This is a genomic window from uncultured Ellagibacter sp., from assembly GCF_934636505.1.
Classification (GTDB): Bacteria; Actinomycetota; Coriobacteriia; order Coriobacteriales; family Eggerthellaceae; genus Ellagibacter.
The window spans coordinates 1-16,147 of record NZ_CAKUAL010000049.1; the positions used below are offsets into that span (position 1 = coordinate 1).

The 16,147-nt window shown below is 58.9% G+C and carries 16 protein-coding genes and 1 tRNA gene; 8 read left to right on the top strand and 9 right to left on the bottom strand.

The genetic code is table 11. The features are described from left to right. Together Q0G18_RS06635 and glf are read right to left on the bottom strand one after the other, a co-directional pair. Positions 1-778 (bottom strand): glycosyltransferase family 2 protein (locus Q0G18_RS06635; RefSeq protein ID WP_297151060.1); only part of this gene is annotated, 778 nt, incomplete at its 3' end. Positions 779-783: 5 nt separating this feature from the next. After that, on the bottom strand, positions 784-2,001 hold the full coding sequence (gene glf / locus Q0G18_RS06640) for a UDP-galactopyranose mutase (RefSeq protein WP_297151062.1): 1,218 nt from the start codon (positions 1,999-2,001) through the stop codon (positions 784-786). A gap of 214 nt (positions 2,002-2,215) precedes the next feature. Between glf and pta the strand changes: the two genes are divergently transcribed. Continuing rightward, complete coding sequence (gene pta, locus Q0G18_RS06645; protein WP_297151065.1) at positions 2,216-3,205, top strand: phosphate acetyltransferase; 990 nt, start codon at positions 2,216-2,218, stop codon at positions 3,203-3,205. A 144-nt stretch (positions 3,206-3,349) separates the two neighbouring features. Here the strand turns inward: pta and Q0G18_RS06650 are convergent, their stop codons facing one another. From Q0G18_RS06650 to rnd, 5 genes are all read right to left on the bottom strand, one after another. After that, positions 3,350-4,564, bottom strand: coding sequence for an acetate kinase (locus Q0G18_RS06650; RefSeq protein ID WP_296058748.1), 1,215 nt, complete (start codon positions 4,562-4,564; stop codon positions 3,350-3,352). Between the two features lie 225 nt (positions 4,565-4,789). Further along, complete coding sequence (gene xseB / locus Q0G18_RS06655; RefSeq protein ID WP_158048595.1) at positions 4,790-5,038, bottom strand: exodeoxyribonuclease VII small subunit; 249 nt, start codon at positions 5,036-5,038, stop codon at positions 4,790-4,792. A 33-nt stretch (positions 5,039-5,071) separates the two neighbouring features. Further along, positions 5,072-6,631 carry an exodeoxyribonuclease VII large subunit gene (gene xseA, locus Q0G18_RS06660; protein WP_297151071.1) on the bottom strand — a complete coding sequence of 520 codons (1,560 nt, stop codon included), beginning with the start codon at positions 6,629-6,631 and terminating at the stop codon, positions 5,072-5,074. A gap of 5 nt (positions 6,632-6,636) precedes the next feature. Further along, positions 6,637-7,305 (bottom strand): zinc metallopeptidase, encoded by a 669-nt coding sequence (locus Q0G18_RS06665; protein WP_297151073.1) that lies wholly within the window; start codon positions 7,303-7,305, stop codon positions 6,637-6,639. 213 nt (positions 7,306-7,518) lie between these two features. Further along, entirely contained in the window at positions 7,519-8,664 is a 1,146-nt protein-coding gene (rnd, locus tag Q0G18_RS06670) for a ribonuclease D (protein WP_297151076.1), read from the bottom strand. A gap of 79 nt (positions 8,665-8,743) precedes the next feature. Here rnd and Q0G18_RS06675 point away from each other — a divergent pair, with 79 nt between their 5' ends. From Q0G18_RS06675 to Q0G18_RS09485, 6 genes are all read left to right on the top strand, one after another. Beyond that, the gene (locus Q0G18_RS06675; RefSeq protein WP_297151079.1) at positions 8,744-9,709 is read left to right on the top strand and encodes a diacylglycerol kinase family protein; all 966 of its coding nucleotides are present in this window, start codon (positions 8,744-8,746) and stop codon (positions 9,707-9,709) included. 519 nt (positions 9,710-10,228) lie between these two features. After that, positions 10,229-10,615, top strand: a complete 387-nt coding sequence (locus Q0G18_RS06680; RefSeq protein WP_297151082.1) for a helix-turn-helix transcriptional regulator — start codon at positions 10,229-10,231, stop codon at positions 10,613-10,615. Between the two features lie 35 nt (positions 10,616-10,650). Next, positions 10,651-11,403, top strand: coding sequence for a DpnII family type II restriction endonuclease (locus Q0G18_RS06685; protein WP_297151085.1), 753 nt, complete (start codon positions 10,651-10,653; stop codon positions 11,401-11,403). A 121-nt stretch (positions 11,404-11,524) separates the two neighbouring features. Further along, a complete protein-coding gene (locus Q0G18_RS06690; protein WP_297151088.1) occupies positions 11,525-12,682 on the top strand; it encodes an exonuclease domain-containing protein in 1,158 nt (385 codons plus the stop codon). A gap of 251 nt (positions 12,683-12,933) precedes the next feature. Continuing rightward, entirely contained in the window at positions 12,934-13,761 is an 828-nt protein-coding gene (locus Q0G18_RS06695; RefSeq protein WP_297151091.1) for an Abi family protein, read from the top strand. 21 nt (positions 13,762-13,782) lie between these two features. Next, positions 13,783-14,073 (top strand): recombinase family protein, encoded by a 291-nt coding sequence (locus tag Q0G18_RS09485; protein ID WP_366769170.1) that lies wholly within the window; start codon positions 13,783-13,785, stop codon positions 14,071-14,073. Here Q0G18_RS09485 and Q0G18_RS06700 read toward each other — a convergent pair. Both Q0G18_RS06700 and Q0G18_RS06705 read right to left on the bottom strand, forming a co-directional pair. Then, positions 14,052-14,140, bottom strand: a tRNA-Leu gene (locus Q0G18_RS06700). The two genes, Q0G18_RS09485 and Q0G18_RS06700, sit on opposite strands and share 22 nt — an antisense overlap. A 129-nt stretch (positions 14,141-14,269) precedes the next feature. Beyond that, on the bottom strand, positions 14,270-15,172 hold the full coding sequence (locus Q0G18_RS06705; RefSeq protein ID WP_297151094.1) for a TerC family protein: 903 nt from the start codon (positions 15,170-15,172) through the stop codon (positions 14,270-14,272). 267 nt (positions 15,173-15,439) lie between these two features. Here Q0G18_RS06705 and Q0G18_RS06710 point away from each other — a divergent pair. Continuing rightward, on the top strand, positions 15,440-16,147 hold a 708-nt coding region (locus tag Q0G18_RS06710), incomplete at its 3' end, for a teichoic acid transporter (protein WP_297151097.1).

A 16,147-nucleotide genomic window follows, 5' to 3' on the forward strand; every position in this document is an offset into this window, starting at 1 on the left:
AGCGGCGAAGCTTCGGCTCCACGACGTCATCAGGCAGGCGCACCGCGTCGATCATGAAGCGCGTGATGCGAAGCTGTTGGTCGATGCGCCCCATCATGACGCTTTCGTTCACGCTTTGGTCCTCGCGCCCGATGAAGTAACGGTACATATCAACATCGAGGTATCGCATGGTGTCAACGAACGGCAGCGGCACGTACACGAAGATATTGTCCACGTAAAAGCAGTGCTCGGGGAGCTTCAGGCCGGTTTCGCGGAGCAGCTCGGTGCGATAGATGGCAGAATGCATGAGCAGGTACTGGCTCTGGCGGAAATGCTTCACGTCCTTCCAGCCGAACTCCTCCTCGGTCGGAAACACATTGAAGTAGCCCATCACCGTGCGCGTGCCCTCGTGCACCTTCTCGTAGACGTAGTTGCCGATGACGAGATCGGTTGCATGATCGCGCTCGAGCTGCGAGCGAAGATAGGCCATGACCTGGCGCATCGCGTTCTCATCGAGCCAGTCATCGGAGTCTACGACCTTGAAGTACAAGCCCTCGGCAGCAGCGAGGCCGGTGTTCACGGCAGCACCATGGCCCCCGTTTTCCTGATGGATGGCACGGATGATGCCCGGATGGGCCTCCTGCCAGGCGTCGGCCTTCTGAGGGGTGTCATCTTTGGTCGAACCGTCGTCGACGATGATGATCTCGATGTCGTCACCGCAGGCCAAAAGCGACTCGATGCATTTGTCCATGTAGGCGGCGGAGTTGTAGCACGGCACCGCGAACGAGATGGTCTTCATGAAAGCTACTCCTCAACCAGCTTGTCGGAAAGCTCGAGCGCGAGGCTGATGATCTTGTCCATGTTGTAGTAGCGGTACTCGGCCAAGCGTCCCAGCGGGTAGAAGTTAGGGAGCTTCGCGGTGAGGGCGCGGTAGCGCTCGTAGTGCGCGCGGTTCTCGTCGGAGAGGATGGCGTAGTAGGGAGTCTGCGTATTGGGATCCTCGTAGGCGCGCGAGTACTCCTTCATGATGGTGGTCTTGTCCGACTTTTGGCCGGTCAGGTACTTGAACTCCGTGATGCGCGTGTAGTCCTCGGTAACCGTGAAGTTCACGGTTCCGCAGGGCAGCACGTGCTCTTTGTCGAAGGTCTCGTACACGAAGTCGAGGCTGCGGTAGGGCAGGCGGCCGAAGCGCGCGAGGAAGAGCTCGTCGAGCGGACCAGTGTAGACGATGGGGCCTTTGAACTTCTTGCCGTGGAGCTTGATCGCGGAAAGCGGCGCGTCCTCGGCTTCGCTTTCGAACTCGAGCTCGAACACACTTTCCGCCTCGGTGTTCAGACAGACCTGGATGTTTTCGTGGTCGAGCATCTCCTCGAAGAGCTTCGTATAGCCGAAGACGGGCATGCCCTGGTAGGCGTCCTGGAAGTAGCGGTTATCGCGCGAGATGAAAACCGGCACGCGCGCCGTCACCGACGGGTCGACTTCCTCAGGCGTGAGCCCCCACTGCTTCTGCGTGTAGTACAAAAAGACGTTCTTGTACACGAAATCGGCAATCTCGGCGAGCTCGGGGTCGTCCTGCTCGCGCAGCTCGTTGATGGTCACCTTGCGCTCGTCGCCGAACGTGTCGATGAGCTTCTCGATGTAGTGCGCGGCCTTCTCCTCGCCAAACGCGATTTCCATCGAGTTCTTGTTGAAGGGCACGGGCATGTAGGTTCCGTACCAATCGGCGAGCACGCGATGCTGATAGCCCAGAAAGCCGGAGAAGCGGCGCGCGTAATCGAAGGCGCGCTTGTCGTTGGAGTGGAAGATGTGCGGGCCGTACTTGTGCACGAGGATGCCCGCCTCGTCTTTCTCGTCGTACATGTTGCCGCCGATGTGAGGGCGCTTTTCGATGATGAGAACGCGCTTTCCCGCGCGCTCCGCGAGTTCGCGAGCCACGACACCGCCGGCAAATCCACTGCCGACGACGACCGCGTCGATGTCGTTCATGTTCACTTCGTTGAACTGTGTGTACTGCACGCCCATGTGAGCTTTGCCTTTCGTTCGCATGTAATGGTTTCAGGGAACCGCCGCGAGCGGACCCGTTCGGATGGCGCGCACGATGAAGAATGCCGACATCCGAATCTTGATTATTCTACCGATAACATCCTACCCTATACGCCATCACATACAAACGGGACAAAAAATGCCGTCTTACAAGGGTAAAATGCGCAGCGTATACCTGGAGAAAGGAATGCGCATGTCGTTTTTGGAAACCATGCTCGCGCGAGCGAAGGCCGACAAGCAGACGATCGTGCTGCCCGAGGGCAACGACCCCCGCACGCTCGAAGCGGCCGAGAAGCTCATCGCGCACGATGCCTGCAACGTGATCGTCCTAGGCCGCGAGGAGGAGCTGAAGGCGGGAGGCCGCGAGCTTCGCGGAGTCCGCATCATCGACCCCGAAACGTCCGATCTGCGTGAGAAATTCGCAACTCGCCTCTATGAGCTGCGCAAACATAAGGGTATGACGCCCGAAGACGCACTCGACAAGATTTCCGACGTCTTGTATTTCGGCGTCATGATGGTGAAGTGCGGCGAAGCGGACGGCATGGTGTCGGGCGCCTGCCACTCGACCGGCGACGTGCTGCGCCCCTGCCTGCAGATCCTAAAGACCGCCCCGGGCGTGAAGCTCGCGAGCTCGTTTTTTGTGATGGTGGTCCCCGATTGCGAATACGGCCAAAACGGCACGTTCATCTTCAGCGACTGCGGCCTTGAGGTGCAGCCCGACGACGAGGCGCTCGCCCATATCGCGGTGAACTCCGCACGCTCGTGGAAGTCGCTCATAGGAACCGAGCCCGCCGTCGCGATGCTCTCCCACTCCTCGAAGGGGTCGGCGCGAAACGACGATGCGAACAAGGTCGTGCGTGCGGTGGAGATGGCCCACGAGCTCGACCCGAGCCTCGAGCTCGACGGTGAGCTGCAGCTCGATGCCGCCATCGTGCCCTCTGTAGGCGAGTCGAAGGCGCCCGGTTCGCGCGTCGCGGGGCACGCGAACGTGCTCATCTTCCCCGACCTTGACGCGGGCAACATCGGGTACAAACTCGTGCAGCGCCTGGCGAAGGCGGAAGCCTACGGCCCCATCACCCAGGGACTCGCCGCGCCCGTGAACGACCTGTCGCGCGGATGCACCGCCGACGACATTGTGGGCGTCGCCGCGATCACCTGCGTGCAGGCGCAGGCCATGAAGTAGGTTGGGGCGCAAGCTTTCGTCTGGCACTTATGCCAACAACGAATCGGGGGGCTCGAACATGAGCCCCCCGATTGTTTTTCAATCTCGCACTAGCGCCCTTGCCCTTTTAACCGACGCGCACGTAAAAAAGAATTGCCTGACAAGCTAGATATCTCGGTCGATTTCGCTTTCCTCCACGATGCGGAAGGTGTCGAGCGCGATCATGTACTCCTCGTTGGTGGGGATAATGATGATCTTCACAGCCGAGTTGTCGGCGGAAATCTCGCGCTCGAAGCCGCGCTGGCGATTCTTCTCCTCGTCAAGGATGATGCCGAGCGGCTGCAGGCCGGCAAAGATCATGCGGCGCATCTTCTCGCAGTTCTCGCCGACACCTGCGGTAAGCACGATGGCGTCGACGCCGCCCATGACGGCAATGTAGGCACCGATGTATTTCTTCACCGAGTTCGAGTACATGTCGTAGGCGAGCTGCGCGCGCTCGTTGCCGCCCTCGGAGGCGTCGCGCACGCTGCGAAGGTCGTTGCTCACGCCCGAGATACCGAGCAAGCCCGACTTCTTGTTCATAAGGTCGTTGACCTCGGAGGTGGTGAGGTTCTCGTGATCCATGAGGAACGGCACGATAGCCGGGTCGATCGCGCCGCAGCGCGTGCCCATCATCAGGCCGTCGAGCGGCGTCAAGCCCATCGAGGTGTCCACGGCGACGCCATGGTCGATGGCGCTCATGGAGCAGCCGTTGCCCAGATGGCAGGTGATGAGCTTCAAGTCCTCCAACGGCTCGTCGAGCACGACAGCCGCGCGCTCGGAGATGTAGCGGTGCGACGTGCCGTGGGCGCCGTACTTGCGGATGGCGTACTTCTCGTAGTACTCGTACGGAAGCGGGTACATGTAGGCCTTCGGCGGCAGCGTCTGGAAGAACGAGGTGTCGAACACGGCGACCATAGGAATATTCGGCATGTGCTTCTGACACGCGCGGATGCCCATGAGAGCTGCCTTGTTGTGAAGCGGAGCAAGCTCGGCGAGCTCGTCGATCTTCTCGATGACGTCATCGTCGATGAGGACCGACTTGTCGAAGTACTTGCCGCCCTGAACGATACGGTGCCCGATCGCGTCGATCTCGTCGAGGGACTTGATGGGTGCGTCGTCGCTGTTGATAAGCGAGTCCAGTACGAGCGCCATGGCTGCGTCATGGTCAGCCATCTGCGCATCGATGACCACTTCGTTCTCGTCGATTCCGTGCTTGTGGAAGGCGTTTGCCGAGCCCACGCGCTCGCAAATGCCCTTGGCAATAACGGCATGATTCTCGACGTGGACAAGTTGGTATTTCAGAGAGGACGAGCCCGCATTGATGACCAGAACGTTCAACAGCCAACCTCCTACAACGTTACGTTTTGGTAAATTGTAGGCATGCGCCGCAAACAGCGGACGTGCGAGCCGTTCGAATTCGGCAAGCGGTTCCACCGCTCATTCAAGACGAAAAGCGGACACGCAGGCTTCCTCTCGCATGGGAAAGCAAGCCTGCGTTCTCGCAAAGCCGCTGATGGACGGTAGTGAGTCCAAGGTTTATCGGCAGAGAACCGTCCCTCGCGCCTAGGACAGCGTCGTGTCGCGGACCTCGTCGTCCGCCGGCTTCTCCAGCTCGCCCATGAGGACGTCGATGCGCTGCTGGGCGCCGTCGATGCGCTTCTTAAGCGAGGCGATCAGCTTCACTCCGCGCTCATAGGCCGTGACGCTCTGCTCCAGCTCGAGCGAATTGCTCTCGAGCACACCCACGATTCGGTCGAGCTCCGCCATCGCCTCGCGGAAGGTGAGCTCCTCGATCGGCTTCTCTTCTACCATAGGGTATCTCCTTTATCGATCGCTGTCGTTAGTCTATTCGGGTATGACGTCTTCCGCGGGCGCTGCCGCGTCCACCGTGCACGAAAGCGTGCCGTCCGACACCTGCACGGCGACTTTCGAGCCCGCAGGCGCCTGACCGACGCTCTTCACCACCGCTCCGTCGTCAGTACGGGCAATCGCGTAACCGCGGGCAATGACGGCAAGCGGAGAAAGGTCGTTCAAGCGCGAGGCGGCAAGCCCAACCTCGTGAGCGAAGGGCGCGACCAGGCTTTTCCCTTGTGAAGCGAGACGGCCCGAAAGCGTCTCGAGACGCGCCTCGTCCCGCTGCGCGATGCCTGCGCCCGCTGTGCGCATGCGGACGGTAAGCGAGGCGAGCTCCACGCGATTTCGCTCGGTGTTCGCAGGAAGCGCGCGGGCAAGGCGGGCGGCGAGCGCATCGACGGAATCGCGCTCGCGCGCTATGCGGGCAGGTTCGGTGCGTACAAGCCGCTCGGAGAGGAAATCTATAGTCTGCATGTCGGTGCCAAGCAGATAGGACGAGTCCTTAAAGACCGGGCGGGTGGCAACGCGGTCGACGGCCACGCGGGAGCGGTCGAGTCTTCGGATGAGACCGTCGTGGATTGCCCGCGCACGGGCGACGAGGTTCCCCGACAGCTCGGCAGACGAGGGCGACACCGCCTCGGCAGCGCCGGTCGGGGTGGAAGCGCGCACGTCTGCCACGAGGTCGGCAATGGTCGTGTCCGGCTCGTGCCCGATGCCTGTCACCACGGGGACGGGACATGCGGCGATGGCGCGCGCAAGCCCCTCGTCGTTGAAGGGCATGAGATCCTCGTACGACCCGCCGCCGCGGACGAGCAGAACCGCCTCGGCACCCGCGCGAGACACGCAATCGATGCCGCGGACGAGCTCCTGCGGCGCACGCGCACCTTCGACAGGTGCGCCCGCGACGAGAACCCTCGCAAGCGGCCAGCGACGACGAAGCGTTCGCAAGACATCGTGCACTGCGTCTCCACGAGGCGAGGTAACAAGGCCTACAACCTGGATATTTGCAGGAACGGGACGCTTTCGCGCCTCGTCGGTGAGACCTTCCACGTAAAGCTTGCGCGCCAAGTTCGCGACCTGCATGCGCAAGTTCCCCTCGCCCGTCAGACTGACCGAGAACACGTCAAAGTTCATACGGCCCTTCGGGGCATAGAGAGTGAACCGCCCCGTCAGCTCGACAAGCGCGCCGACGTCAAGCTCGACTCCACATGCTCGGTAGCGGTTGAGCCACATCATGCAGGGAAGCGATGCCTTCTGGTCCTTCACCGTGAAGTAGACGGCCTTGTAGCCCGCCTTGTTCGACACCTCGGACACCTCGCCGACAAGCTTCACGGTAACGTTCTCAAGCGCTCCTTTCGCAAGCGCCATAGCTCCCGAGACGGTGAGGGGCTCGGGTTCTGCCTTACCTTCCCCGCCCGCAGACTCGACCGCGTAAGATGATCCGTATCTCGACTGGTCGAAAGCATATTCTCGAGAAGTTGCGCGCGTTTGGCCCTCCGCCGCCCGCGCTGCGCTGCGAGCGCGCTTGAGGCTTTCCTCCCAGCGTTCCATGGCGGTTATTCTTCGCGCTGACTCAAAAGCCACAGAAGCTGCAGCACGGAGATGAGCGCCGCGGCAACATAGGTCAGAGCGCAGGCGCGCAGCACGTTGAAGGCGCCCTTGCGCTCAGCGGAGACGACTCCGACGCCCGACAGGTAATCCATCGCACGATGGGATGCGTTGAACTCGACGGGGAGCGTGACCAGCTGAAACACCAAGACAACCGCATACATGGCAATCGCAAGCACCTGAAGGCCTTCAAGCTGCAAAACGATGCCGATCATCAACAGGAACACCCAGGCGTTCGATGCGAGGTTCACCGCGGGGACAAGCGCGCCGCGCACCGTCATGGGCGCATAACCCTGCGCAAACTGGCACGCATGGCCCGCCTCGTGGCATGCTGTGGCAATCGCCGTGATGCTCGTGCCGTTGTAAGCTTCGGGGTCGAGCGTGATGGAGTTGTTACGCGGGTCGAAATGGTCCTGCCCCGCCCCGCCTTGCCTAATTGCGACATTGGTGATGCCGTGGTCGGCGAGCATGCGCTGCGCCATCTGGGCGCCAGTCATGCCGAAGGACGACCTCACGCGCGAGAACTTGGAGATTTGCCTGTTCACATACCACTGAGCACCCAAGCCGATCACCATGGTGAGGACGATGAATGCGATGTAGCTTCCACCCATAAACATAGGTACCAATCACTCCTTCACAAAGGGGAGACGATGCTTTTCGTTATTACGAACAATTGTACACTTTAGCGCATGCAAACCTTCACCCAAACGCACGACGGCGCTTTACGCGAAACGTCCGCAATCGCAGCGCAGGGGCGACATCGGCTGCGAGAATCGCCCCCTGCACGGGCGCTCTTCACGACGCCGAAGCCGACCCCCGAAAGCAGGCCCCTACCCCAGACGCTCGACGACGAGTTCGCCTTTGTTCAGGCTCAGCGCAATGCGGCCTTCGAGGAGGTCGACGAGCTCCTCGCCCACAAGCGCCCATCGCCATCCGCGCATGAGGTCGCTTCCCTCGGAGTGTCCGCGCGCAAGCGCCGCCAAGTCACTGTGGCTCGCCAATGTCTGCATGGCGACCCCGTTCTCCTTCGCGCGCAGGCGGACAAGCGCCGCCATAAGGTCGATCGAGGCGTCAACGTTGCGCTCGTTGCGCGACGGTTTCCCCAGGTTGGGCCATTCGTTCTTCGGGAGCGAGCGAGACTTGTTCATACGTTCGATCACCACGCGAGCATCGCGCACGGGAAGCTTCTCCCTCACGCCGCGAACCATGTAGAGGTCGTCGATCGTACGCGCATCGCGGCGGCACGCTTCCACGATCTGCTCGTCGGAGACAAGCCACTTGCGAGGCATATCGCGCTTGCGTGCTTCCTCCTCGCGCCAGGCCGCGAACTCGCGCGCCGCGCACAGCTGCCGCTCGTCGAGCTGCGCCACACGCCTCAACCGCCGATAGCGCAGACGCGGGTCCTCGTGGTATTTCGCGGGGTTCATCATCTCCTCGAAGTCGGGGGTGAGCCATCCAAGGCGCCCCTTCGATTCGAGCTCGCTTCTCATCTTGCGGTACACACGCGGAAGGTAGATCACGTCGTCGGCCGCGTAGTCGATCTGGGAATCGGAAAGGGGACGCTGAGACCAATCGGTGAAAGAGTCGGTCTTCTTGAGCGTGACGCCGCATACGGCATGCACGAGCGCTCCGTACCCGATCTGCTGCGTATGGCCGAGAAGCGCCGCGGCAATCTGCGTATCAAAGAGGGGGCGCGGCATCGTGCCTACCTCGCGCAGGAGGATCTCGATGTCCTGCCCACCTGCGTGGAAAAGCTTCATCGTGCGCTCGTCTTCGAGAAGCGGGGCGATCACGGAAAGGTCGTCCACCGAGAGCGGATCGATGATCGCGACCTCGTCGTCGGTCGCCATCTGCAGCAGGCAGAGCTTCGGGTAGTAGGTCGTCTCTCGGAGGAACTCGGTATCGATGGCGAGCACCTCGGCGCCCGCGACGCGTTCGACGAACGCTTCGAGGCTCGCTTGGTCGGCTAGGTACAAAATGGTTTCCTTACTTATCTAGCACGCCTGAATCGCGTGTTGCTTTACAATCCTCATAATAGCAATCGAAGGGGAATCTGTGAAACTACTCGTGCTGAACAACCTGGCGTCTGGTTACGGAGAAGGCGCGATTTACGATTTCGTGCGATCGTTCGCCGCCGACGGCGACGAGGTCTGCCTGCGCTCGACCGACGGGACGACAGAGCTCGAAAGCTTGATCGCCGACGCTCGCGACTTTGACGCGGTCATCGCAAGCGGCGGGGATGGAACGGTCACAGCGACCGCGTATTCCCTGGCCGGCACGGGAATTCCCGTCATGCCCTTCCCCGCAGGCACCGCGAACCTCCTCGCGCTGAACCTTGCAGCACCCAACGAGCCCCATGCGCTTGCGAAGATGCTGCGCGCAGGAACCACGCTCGATTTCGATATGGCAGAAATCGAATTTCATGCGGAGGGCGGCGAGCCCGTGAAGAAGGGCTTTGGCATCATGGCGGGCGCCGGATACGACGCGGCGATCATGAAGGGGGCGCAGCCCTCAAAACGCCTGCTCGGCCCCATGGCGTACTTTTCCGCCGCGCTCGCGAATCCCCTCCCCCCCACCTCGAAGATCACGCTCACGCTCGATGGCGAGACCATCGAGGAAGAGGGGTTGGGAATTCTCATCGTCAACTTCTCGAAGATTCAATTCGACATCTCGGTCACGAACAAGAACAGCCCGCGCGATGGCATGCTCGACATCGTGGTGCTGAAGGCCGAAAACGCGTTCGGGCTTTTGCCGGCGCTCTTCGCGCGCGCCATCGACCACGAGGGCAATTTCAAGGACAGCCCCGAGACCATCGAGACGTTCCAGGCGAGGGAGGTCGTCGTCGAAGCCGACCCGCCGATGCAGATCCAATACGATGGCGAGGTCGCCAAGGCAACGACGCCCTTCGCGGCACGCATCCTTCCCGGTGCAGCGCGCTTCGTCGTGTCCGAAGAATGCGTCGAGCTGTTCGGAGCCGAGGACGACGCGAAGCTCGCCCCCTGGGCCGGCGGCGAGGAATAGTCGACAAGGGGCGGCGGGCGAATCGGAAGCCGCTCACCGCCCTACAGGTCGCACACTTCCTTCGGCAGGGTCAATGCCTTGTGCTCCCTGCAGCCGAGGGATACTCTTCCCGCGCCCTTATGGGCGGCACCACCGTCTGAAAGAGCGGGCGCGACTCGCCGTTCTCATTCTTTATACTTACGGCACTCACGCCAGCGGCCTTAGCTGATTCCTCTTGGCTCATGCGGGCGTCTGCTCGTGCTACTCGAATGCGGTGCCCAACCATCGACTTGAAGTCGGTCAATCTACTCACCCACTCTTAAACCCGAACGCGGAGACCAGGGCGAAAAGCGACCACGGGGCAATTTGCTCCATCGATACAATTGACTTCGCTATAGGTTTCTTATTTCAAAATCTACCGCTTTCGTAGATTTCCTGACTTTTTTTACGGCTTCAAAAGTTTGTAGTAAGAAACCTTCGCTTTTCGTAGATTTCCCTAATCGAAACTGTTAGAATCCTTAGCCACAGGAGGTGAATAGCATGGGCTATCAATTGATGCTTCGTAAGATTCGCAAGACGAAACACATGACCCAAAACGAGCTTGCGAAAGCTATCGGCTCGACAGATAGAATCATTGGCTCATGGGAACGCGGCGAGACGGATATCTCTCTTGAAGACGCATTCAGCGTTTGTCTTGTTCTCAGCTGCACCCCGAACGACCTTTGCGGATGGGATGGCAATAACAGCAGCACGTCCTTCGCCCACAGCGGTCAGGCCGCCCTTAACGGGTACTACGATTCGATGAATGAAGCGGGTCGCGAACTCCTTGTCCAAACGGCCAAATCGATAAGCGCCGACCCGGAGCGGCGCATAGTTAAAGACAGCGCCGAACATAGTGCATATAAAGCCGCGATGGGGCCAAATTAATGCAAGCCAAACTTAGTGTGAGGAGATAGTTAAACATGTACGTCTATCAGGAAAAGGCCATCGAGCGCATCAAAAAGGGCCTGCGCCGCATGAACGGCATCGTCGAGCGCGCTATCCGCGATGACTACAAAGAAGCCGACACAAGGAAAATAGTCTCGGACATGCTGAGCGAGTATCTTGGATGGGACAAGTTCGAGAATGTGACAGCAGAACAGATGATTGGTTCTCGTTACGCCGACTACGTTGTCAAAACCAGCGATGAGAATGTGTTCGTTATCGAGGTCAAACAGATCGGTTTGAAGCTCAAGGAGACGCACCTCAATCAAGCGAGGCAGTACGCAGTCGATGAGGGCATCGACTGGGTCATCCTCACAAACGGCGACGAGTGGCAAGCCTACCGCACAGAGCTTGAGGGGAAGATCCCTGTCACCAAGCATGTGTTCACCGTCAAGCTATCCGACGACGGCATGAAACCCGCCGAGAAGGCTCGCCTGTTCTACTTATTCTCGGAAGAAGCGAATCGCAAAAAAGAGATCGAAGACTACTATCAACGGCGCATTGCGCTGTCTGGCGCGAACCTCGCAGATCACATACTGTCCGACGATGTGATGAACAAGCTTCGCGTCTCCATCAAGAATGCCACTGGGCAGCGGTTGACCAATTCGGAAATAGCTTCGGCATTGCTCAAACGGCTGTTCCGCAATGACGTCGTTACCGAGGAGCACGAGAAGGCGATCAAGCGCATGGAACGCGCTGAAAAGCAGAAGCAAAAGCCCAAAGAGGACTAACCTCCCGAGTCTCACAACCCCGAGCACGAGAACATGTATATCGCCGCCCAGGACGACTGCCAAGTCCACGTAGAGCACGCGGCCTACTTCCAATCCAGGGAAGCTTTCTAAAGGAGGAAAGATGGGACTCTTCGGATTATCGCAAACAGATAAGGCATCGGGCGACGAGCTCATAACGTTCCTCGACGTCGAGACGCCCAACAGACACAACGACAGGATATGCTCTATCGGAATCGTTCAAACGGACATGCGCGGCAACGTCGTCAACAGCCTCTCGCGACTGGTGAACCCAGAGGCGCCGTTCGACGATATCTGCATGAGCATTCACGGGATCGCGCCCATCGACGTCAAGGGCGCCCCGTCTTTCGCCGATCTGTGGGACTCCTCCCTCTCCACGATGCTCGCCCAGTCAAGCATCGTCGCCCACAACGCGTCATTCGACCTGTCGGTAATCTGGAAATGCCTTACCGGGTACGACCTGCAAGCACCAGAGCTCCGATACGCGTGCACTATGTGCATGATGAAGTCGATGCACCCCGAGCTCGCAAGTCATAAGCTTCCTTCGATATGCGACTTCTTCAACATCCCCATGAGCAAGCACCATGAGGCAATGAGCGACGCTAAGGCGTGCAAAGACATCTTCTGGGCGATGGTGGCTGAGTCTCACCAGCTCCCCTCGTTCGAGAGATACGAGTATTGCAGCCGACCGTCATATAAGGCCGCAGGCTCAGGAATCCTCTATTCCGAGGAGACGAAGGAGCTGCGACTCATGAAAGGGCTTGCCGAGAAGGTCATAGAGGACGGCGACGTCTCTATTGACGAGGCGTGCGCGATCCTCGAACTTTGCGACGCGCTGCCAGATATCGCGAACGACCGGTTCATCAAGCCGATACTGTCGACGATCGAGTCAGCAATCGTCGACGGCCAGATCGACGAAGAGGAGTCGGCTGATATCGTCCAGGCGCTTAGTCGCTTCGTCAACCCGACATCGTCCTCAGATGGTGCTGCGGACATATCCTTCGAAGCGAAGAACTTCGTGCTGAGCGGAAACTTCGAGCACGGAACGAAAAGCTCTGTCGCGGAGGTGATCCAGGCAAGAGGCGGGCTGATCATCAAAAGCGTGACGAAGAAGTGCGACTACGTGGTTGTTGGCGGCATGGGCAACGAGAACTGGTCGATGGGGAACTACGGCTCGAAGGTCAAGGCGGCGCTCGACTGGCAAGCCAAGGGTTCCGCAGTGCAGATCATCTCGGAGTCAGACCTCTACGATGCGCTCTGATAGAGGTTAACGACCTTTTGATTTTCGTCGAGTTTGCAAAGAGCCTTTGACATTTCTTGACGATGAAGGTAAAGTAAACGGCGTGATGAGGCTGCGATACGGTACGTCCGTCGCAGTCCAAGAAGACCGCCGAAAGGCGGTTTTCTTGTTTTGGAGGAGATATGGACAAACCGTTCAAAACCATCAAAGAGCAGGTCGAGCTGCTCGAAGCGCGCGGCGTTGCAACAGATGATGACACGCCTGAGGTCCTTTTGCGCGAAGGCTACTATTCCGTAGTCAACGGATACAAGGCGCCGTTCATCGACAAGGAAAAGTCGGAATCGGCGAAAGACGACCGCTACCTACCTGGAACCTCGTTCGCGGACATATACGCGCTCTTCATGTTCGACCGCGAGCTGCGCATGCTGTTTTTCAAATACTTCGCCATTGCGGAGGAGGCCCTCAAGACGACATCGGCGTACTGCTTCTCAGAAGCCCATATCGGAGAGAAAGAGCCGTACCTCGACGCAAGTAGCTACGACACAAGCCCCAACCAAATCGGCCTCCTTCTCTCGGATTTCAACACAGCTCTCGGCAGAAACCCTCACAGGAAGCCAAAACGCAAGCTTTACCTCGAACATTATTCGAAGAATCACGACGAGGTACCGATATGGGTGCTGATGAAATACCTCACACTCGGGCAGGCGTTCAAGTTCTATTGCTTCCAGCCGGAGAGCATCCGGAACGAAATCGCGAAAGCGTTCTCGTCGCTCTACGCGAACGACCACGAGAAGCCAATAAGGATATCGCCCAGACGGCTCAGGCTTGCCTACGACCACATCAAGGATTTCAGGAATATCTGCGCGCACGACGAGCGGTTCTATTGCGCGAAAGCATCTCCGTCGCGAGACATCGCCGTGACGGACGTGCTCAACGATATGCAGCTCGTGCTGTCAAAGAACACCTACGTGGAATTATTGGCGCAATACGCCGCGATGCTTTTGAAGCTGTCGAATAGCCTTGGGCCCGATGTCCTCAAAAAAGTGCTGAAAGAGATGAAGGTCGAGTCGATATACAGCGCGTTCAGCGTCAACGAGTAAAAAGAAGCAAACGAGGCGTCCATTGACGACCAGCTGCGCATGCGCAAGGCCCACTGCGAGGCAGAGGGCATCAAGTCGATTACTGCGCGCAAGGACTACGCCCTATCGAGAAAGACCCACCACCGCCCCGAGTTCCGCAGAATGATAGCGAACGCGCTCGAGTCGGACTACGTGGCTGTCTGCATATTCTACCGTTTCAGCCGAGATTGCTACGATCTCGCCGAAATAAGGTTCGGGTTCCAGGCACAAAAAAGTGCGAACCCGAAAAAAGGGTTCGCACTTGATTTCTCTGGTGTCGGAGGCGGGATTTGAACCCGCACACCCGTTAAGTGGGCACTAGCACCTCAAGCTAGCGTGTCTGCCGTTCCACCACTCCGACGAATTTCTCGGCTGCATCAAACGCAACGTTGCATATATTATCAGAACCAGCTAAGCGCGCAAGGGGTAATTTCAACTTTTTTGAAATCCCTTCGATAAACCCGCCCAAACGCCCTTCGGTATACGGGAGCTACTCGCCCTCCCCCTTGGAAGCATCGCCCGCATCAACAGCCTTTACGTCAGCAGAAGCATCTTCGCGCGCCGTCTTCTCCACCGCGTCGTCGTTCGCGGAGGTCGAGCTCGCGGCAACTTCCTGCTTCCACTTCGCATAGTTCGACGACCAGCGCATCTGAATGAGCTCGAGCACGAAGGCGAACACCATGGCAAAGTACACCATGAGCTTCTCCATGTGCATGTCGAGAACCTCGATGCCCGAGTTGATGCCGAGCGAGTCGAGCACAAGCAGAATACCGATGACCGAGATGAAGCAAAGCGCGAGAATCTTCATTTCCGTGTGCTTGTTGATGAAGTCCGAAATCGGGTCGATGAACACCATCATCATGATGACCGCGATCACGACCGCGAGGATCATGATAATAAGGTTGTTCGCCAAGCCAACCGCAGTGATGACCGAGTCGATCGAGAAGACGATGTCCATCACCATGATGATTCCGATAGCCTGCGCAAGCCCGATCTGATGCTTGGCCTTATGCTCCTCGGAATGCGACGCCTTCTCCTCGGTGAGGGCGAGCACGTCGCGCAGCTCGTCGATGCCCTTATAGATGAGGTACGCGCCGCCAAGCAGCAACACGATGTCGCGAACGGAGAAACCGTGGGAGAAGAACCCGAGGTCAATCGTGAACAGCGGTGCAACCATATGCACGAGATAGCTCGCGAAGCAGAGGAAGATGCAGCGGGAAAGCATCGCGCCGGCAAGGCCGAGCTTGCGGCCGATATGCTGCTTCTCCTCCGGCAGGCGATTCGTGGTGATCGAGATGAACACGATGTTGTCCACACCGAGCACGATCTCCAAAAAAATGAGCGTCACGAGGCTGATCCATGCCTCAGGACTTGCAAAGATGGAAAGGTCCACTGTCGTCGTCTCCTTTTCAGTTCTGGCCTTCACGTCAAAATGCTCGGGGGTATAAAAAAAGACTCATGGCGCACCGACCTAATCGATGCGCCATGAGTCTCGCTATTTCAGACACGCCAGATTCGCCTTGCGGCGAACCACGATGTTGAACGTGCCGCGCGTATGTCGCGCCAGCTACTCCCCCACGGGCAGTGGGTATCCTACCATGGAGCTATGAACGGGCAATGCTATAATCGGCGAAATGCACAAACCATCCAGGAGCAAAGCATGACAATCGATAAGTTCGAAGATGCGCCCTATCGCAACCACGAGCCCGAGTTCACCGACGTCGAAGGTTCCGTGAAGTATATCGACGGCTCGAGCCTTGCGCGACCGTTCGAGCTCCCACGCAAGTCGTACGCCCTAGCTGGGGTCTTCATCATTGTTGCAGCCCTCATCGGCGCCTTCATGCTCGCGAAGTACTTCGACGGCGTCTACGGCGCACCTGCTCGAGCGGAGCAGACGGTCGCAGACAACCTCGCGCGCGACGTGAGCTACGACATCCCCAACCTTACGACGTTTATGGAGAGCAGCGACGACACAATCAAGCAGTCGCTCATCGATGCCGGGTACACCACCTACGAAACGACCAAGGAAGGCGAATACCCCGACGGCGGCTTCGACATCGTGAAGCTTCCGAGCGACGTCTCCCTCGCCGAGGCGGGCGTGATGTATGCGAGCGGCATTTCGAGCCTTTCGGCAACGGATGCCTCGCGCCTTCTGAAGGGTTCGTGGACGCTGTCCGTCAACCGCTTGGGCACGACCGACATGAGACTGAAGTTCGCAGACTTCTCGTCGGGCGGCGTCGATGCCGCCATCCAGAATGCAATGACGGCTTCGGGGCTCGCCGAGGCGCCGATAGCCGACTCGGGAACCGATAACGCGGGGAACACGTATCGCTCCGGCACGATCGAGGCGAACGGCACGACGTACAAC

Bases quoted from the DNA above. Each gene is read 5' to 3' on its own strand.
- glf (WP_297151062.1), bottom strand. From the start codon at position 2,001: ATGGGCGTGCAGTACACACAGTTCAACGAAGTGAACATGAACGACATC.
- pta (WP_297151065.1), top strand. From the start codon at position 2,216: ATGTCGTTTTTGGAAACCATGCTCGCGCGAGCGAAGGCCGACAAGCAG.
- xseB (WP_158048595.1), bottom strand. From the start codon at position 5,038: ATGGTAGAAGAGAAGCCGATCGAGGAGCTCACCTTCCGCGAGGCGATG.
- xseA (WP_297151071.1), bottom strand. From the start codon at position 6,631: ATGGAACGCTGGGAGGAAAGCCTCAAGCGCGCTCGCAGCGCAGCGCGG.
- Q0G18_RS06665 (WP_297151073.1), bottom strand. From the start codon at position 7,305: ATGTTTATGGGTGGAAGCTACATCGCATTCATCGTCCTCACCATGGTG.
- Q0G18_RS06680 (WP_297151082.1), top strand. From the start codon at position 10,229: ATGGGCTATCAATTGATGCTTCGTAAGATTCGCAAGACGAAACACATG.
- Q0G18_RS06685 (WP_297151085.1), top strand. From the start codon at position 10,651: ATGTACGTCTATCAGGAAAAGGCCATCGAGCGCATCAAAAAGGGCCTG.
- Q0G18_RS06690 (WP_297151088.1), top strand. From the start codon at position 11,525: ATGGGACTCTTCGGATTATCGCAAACAGATAAGGCATCGGGCGACGAG.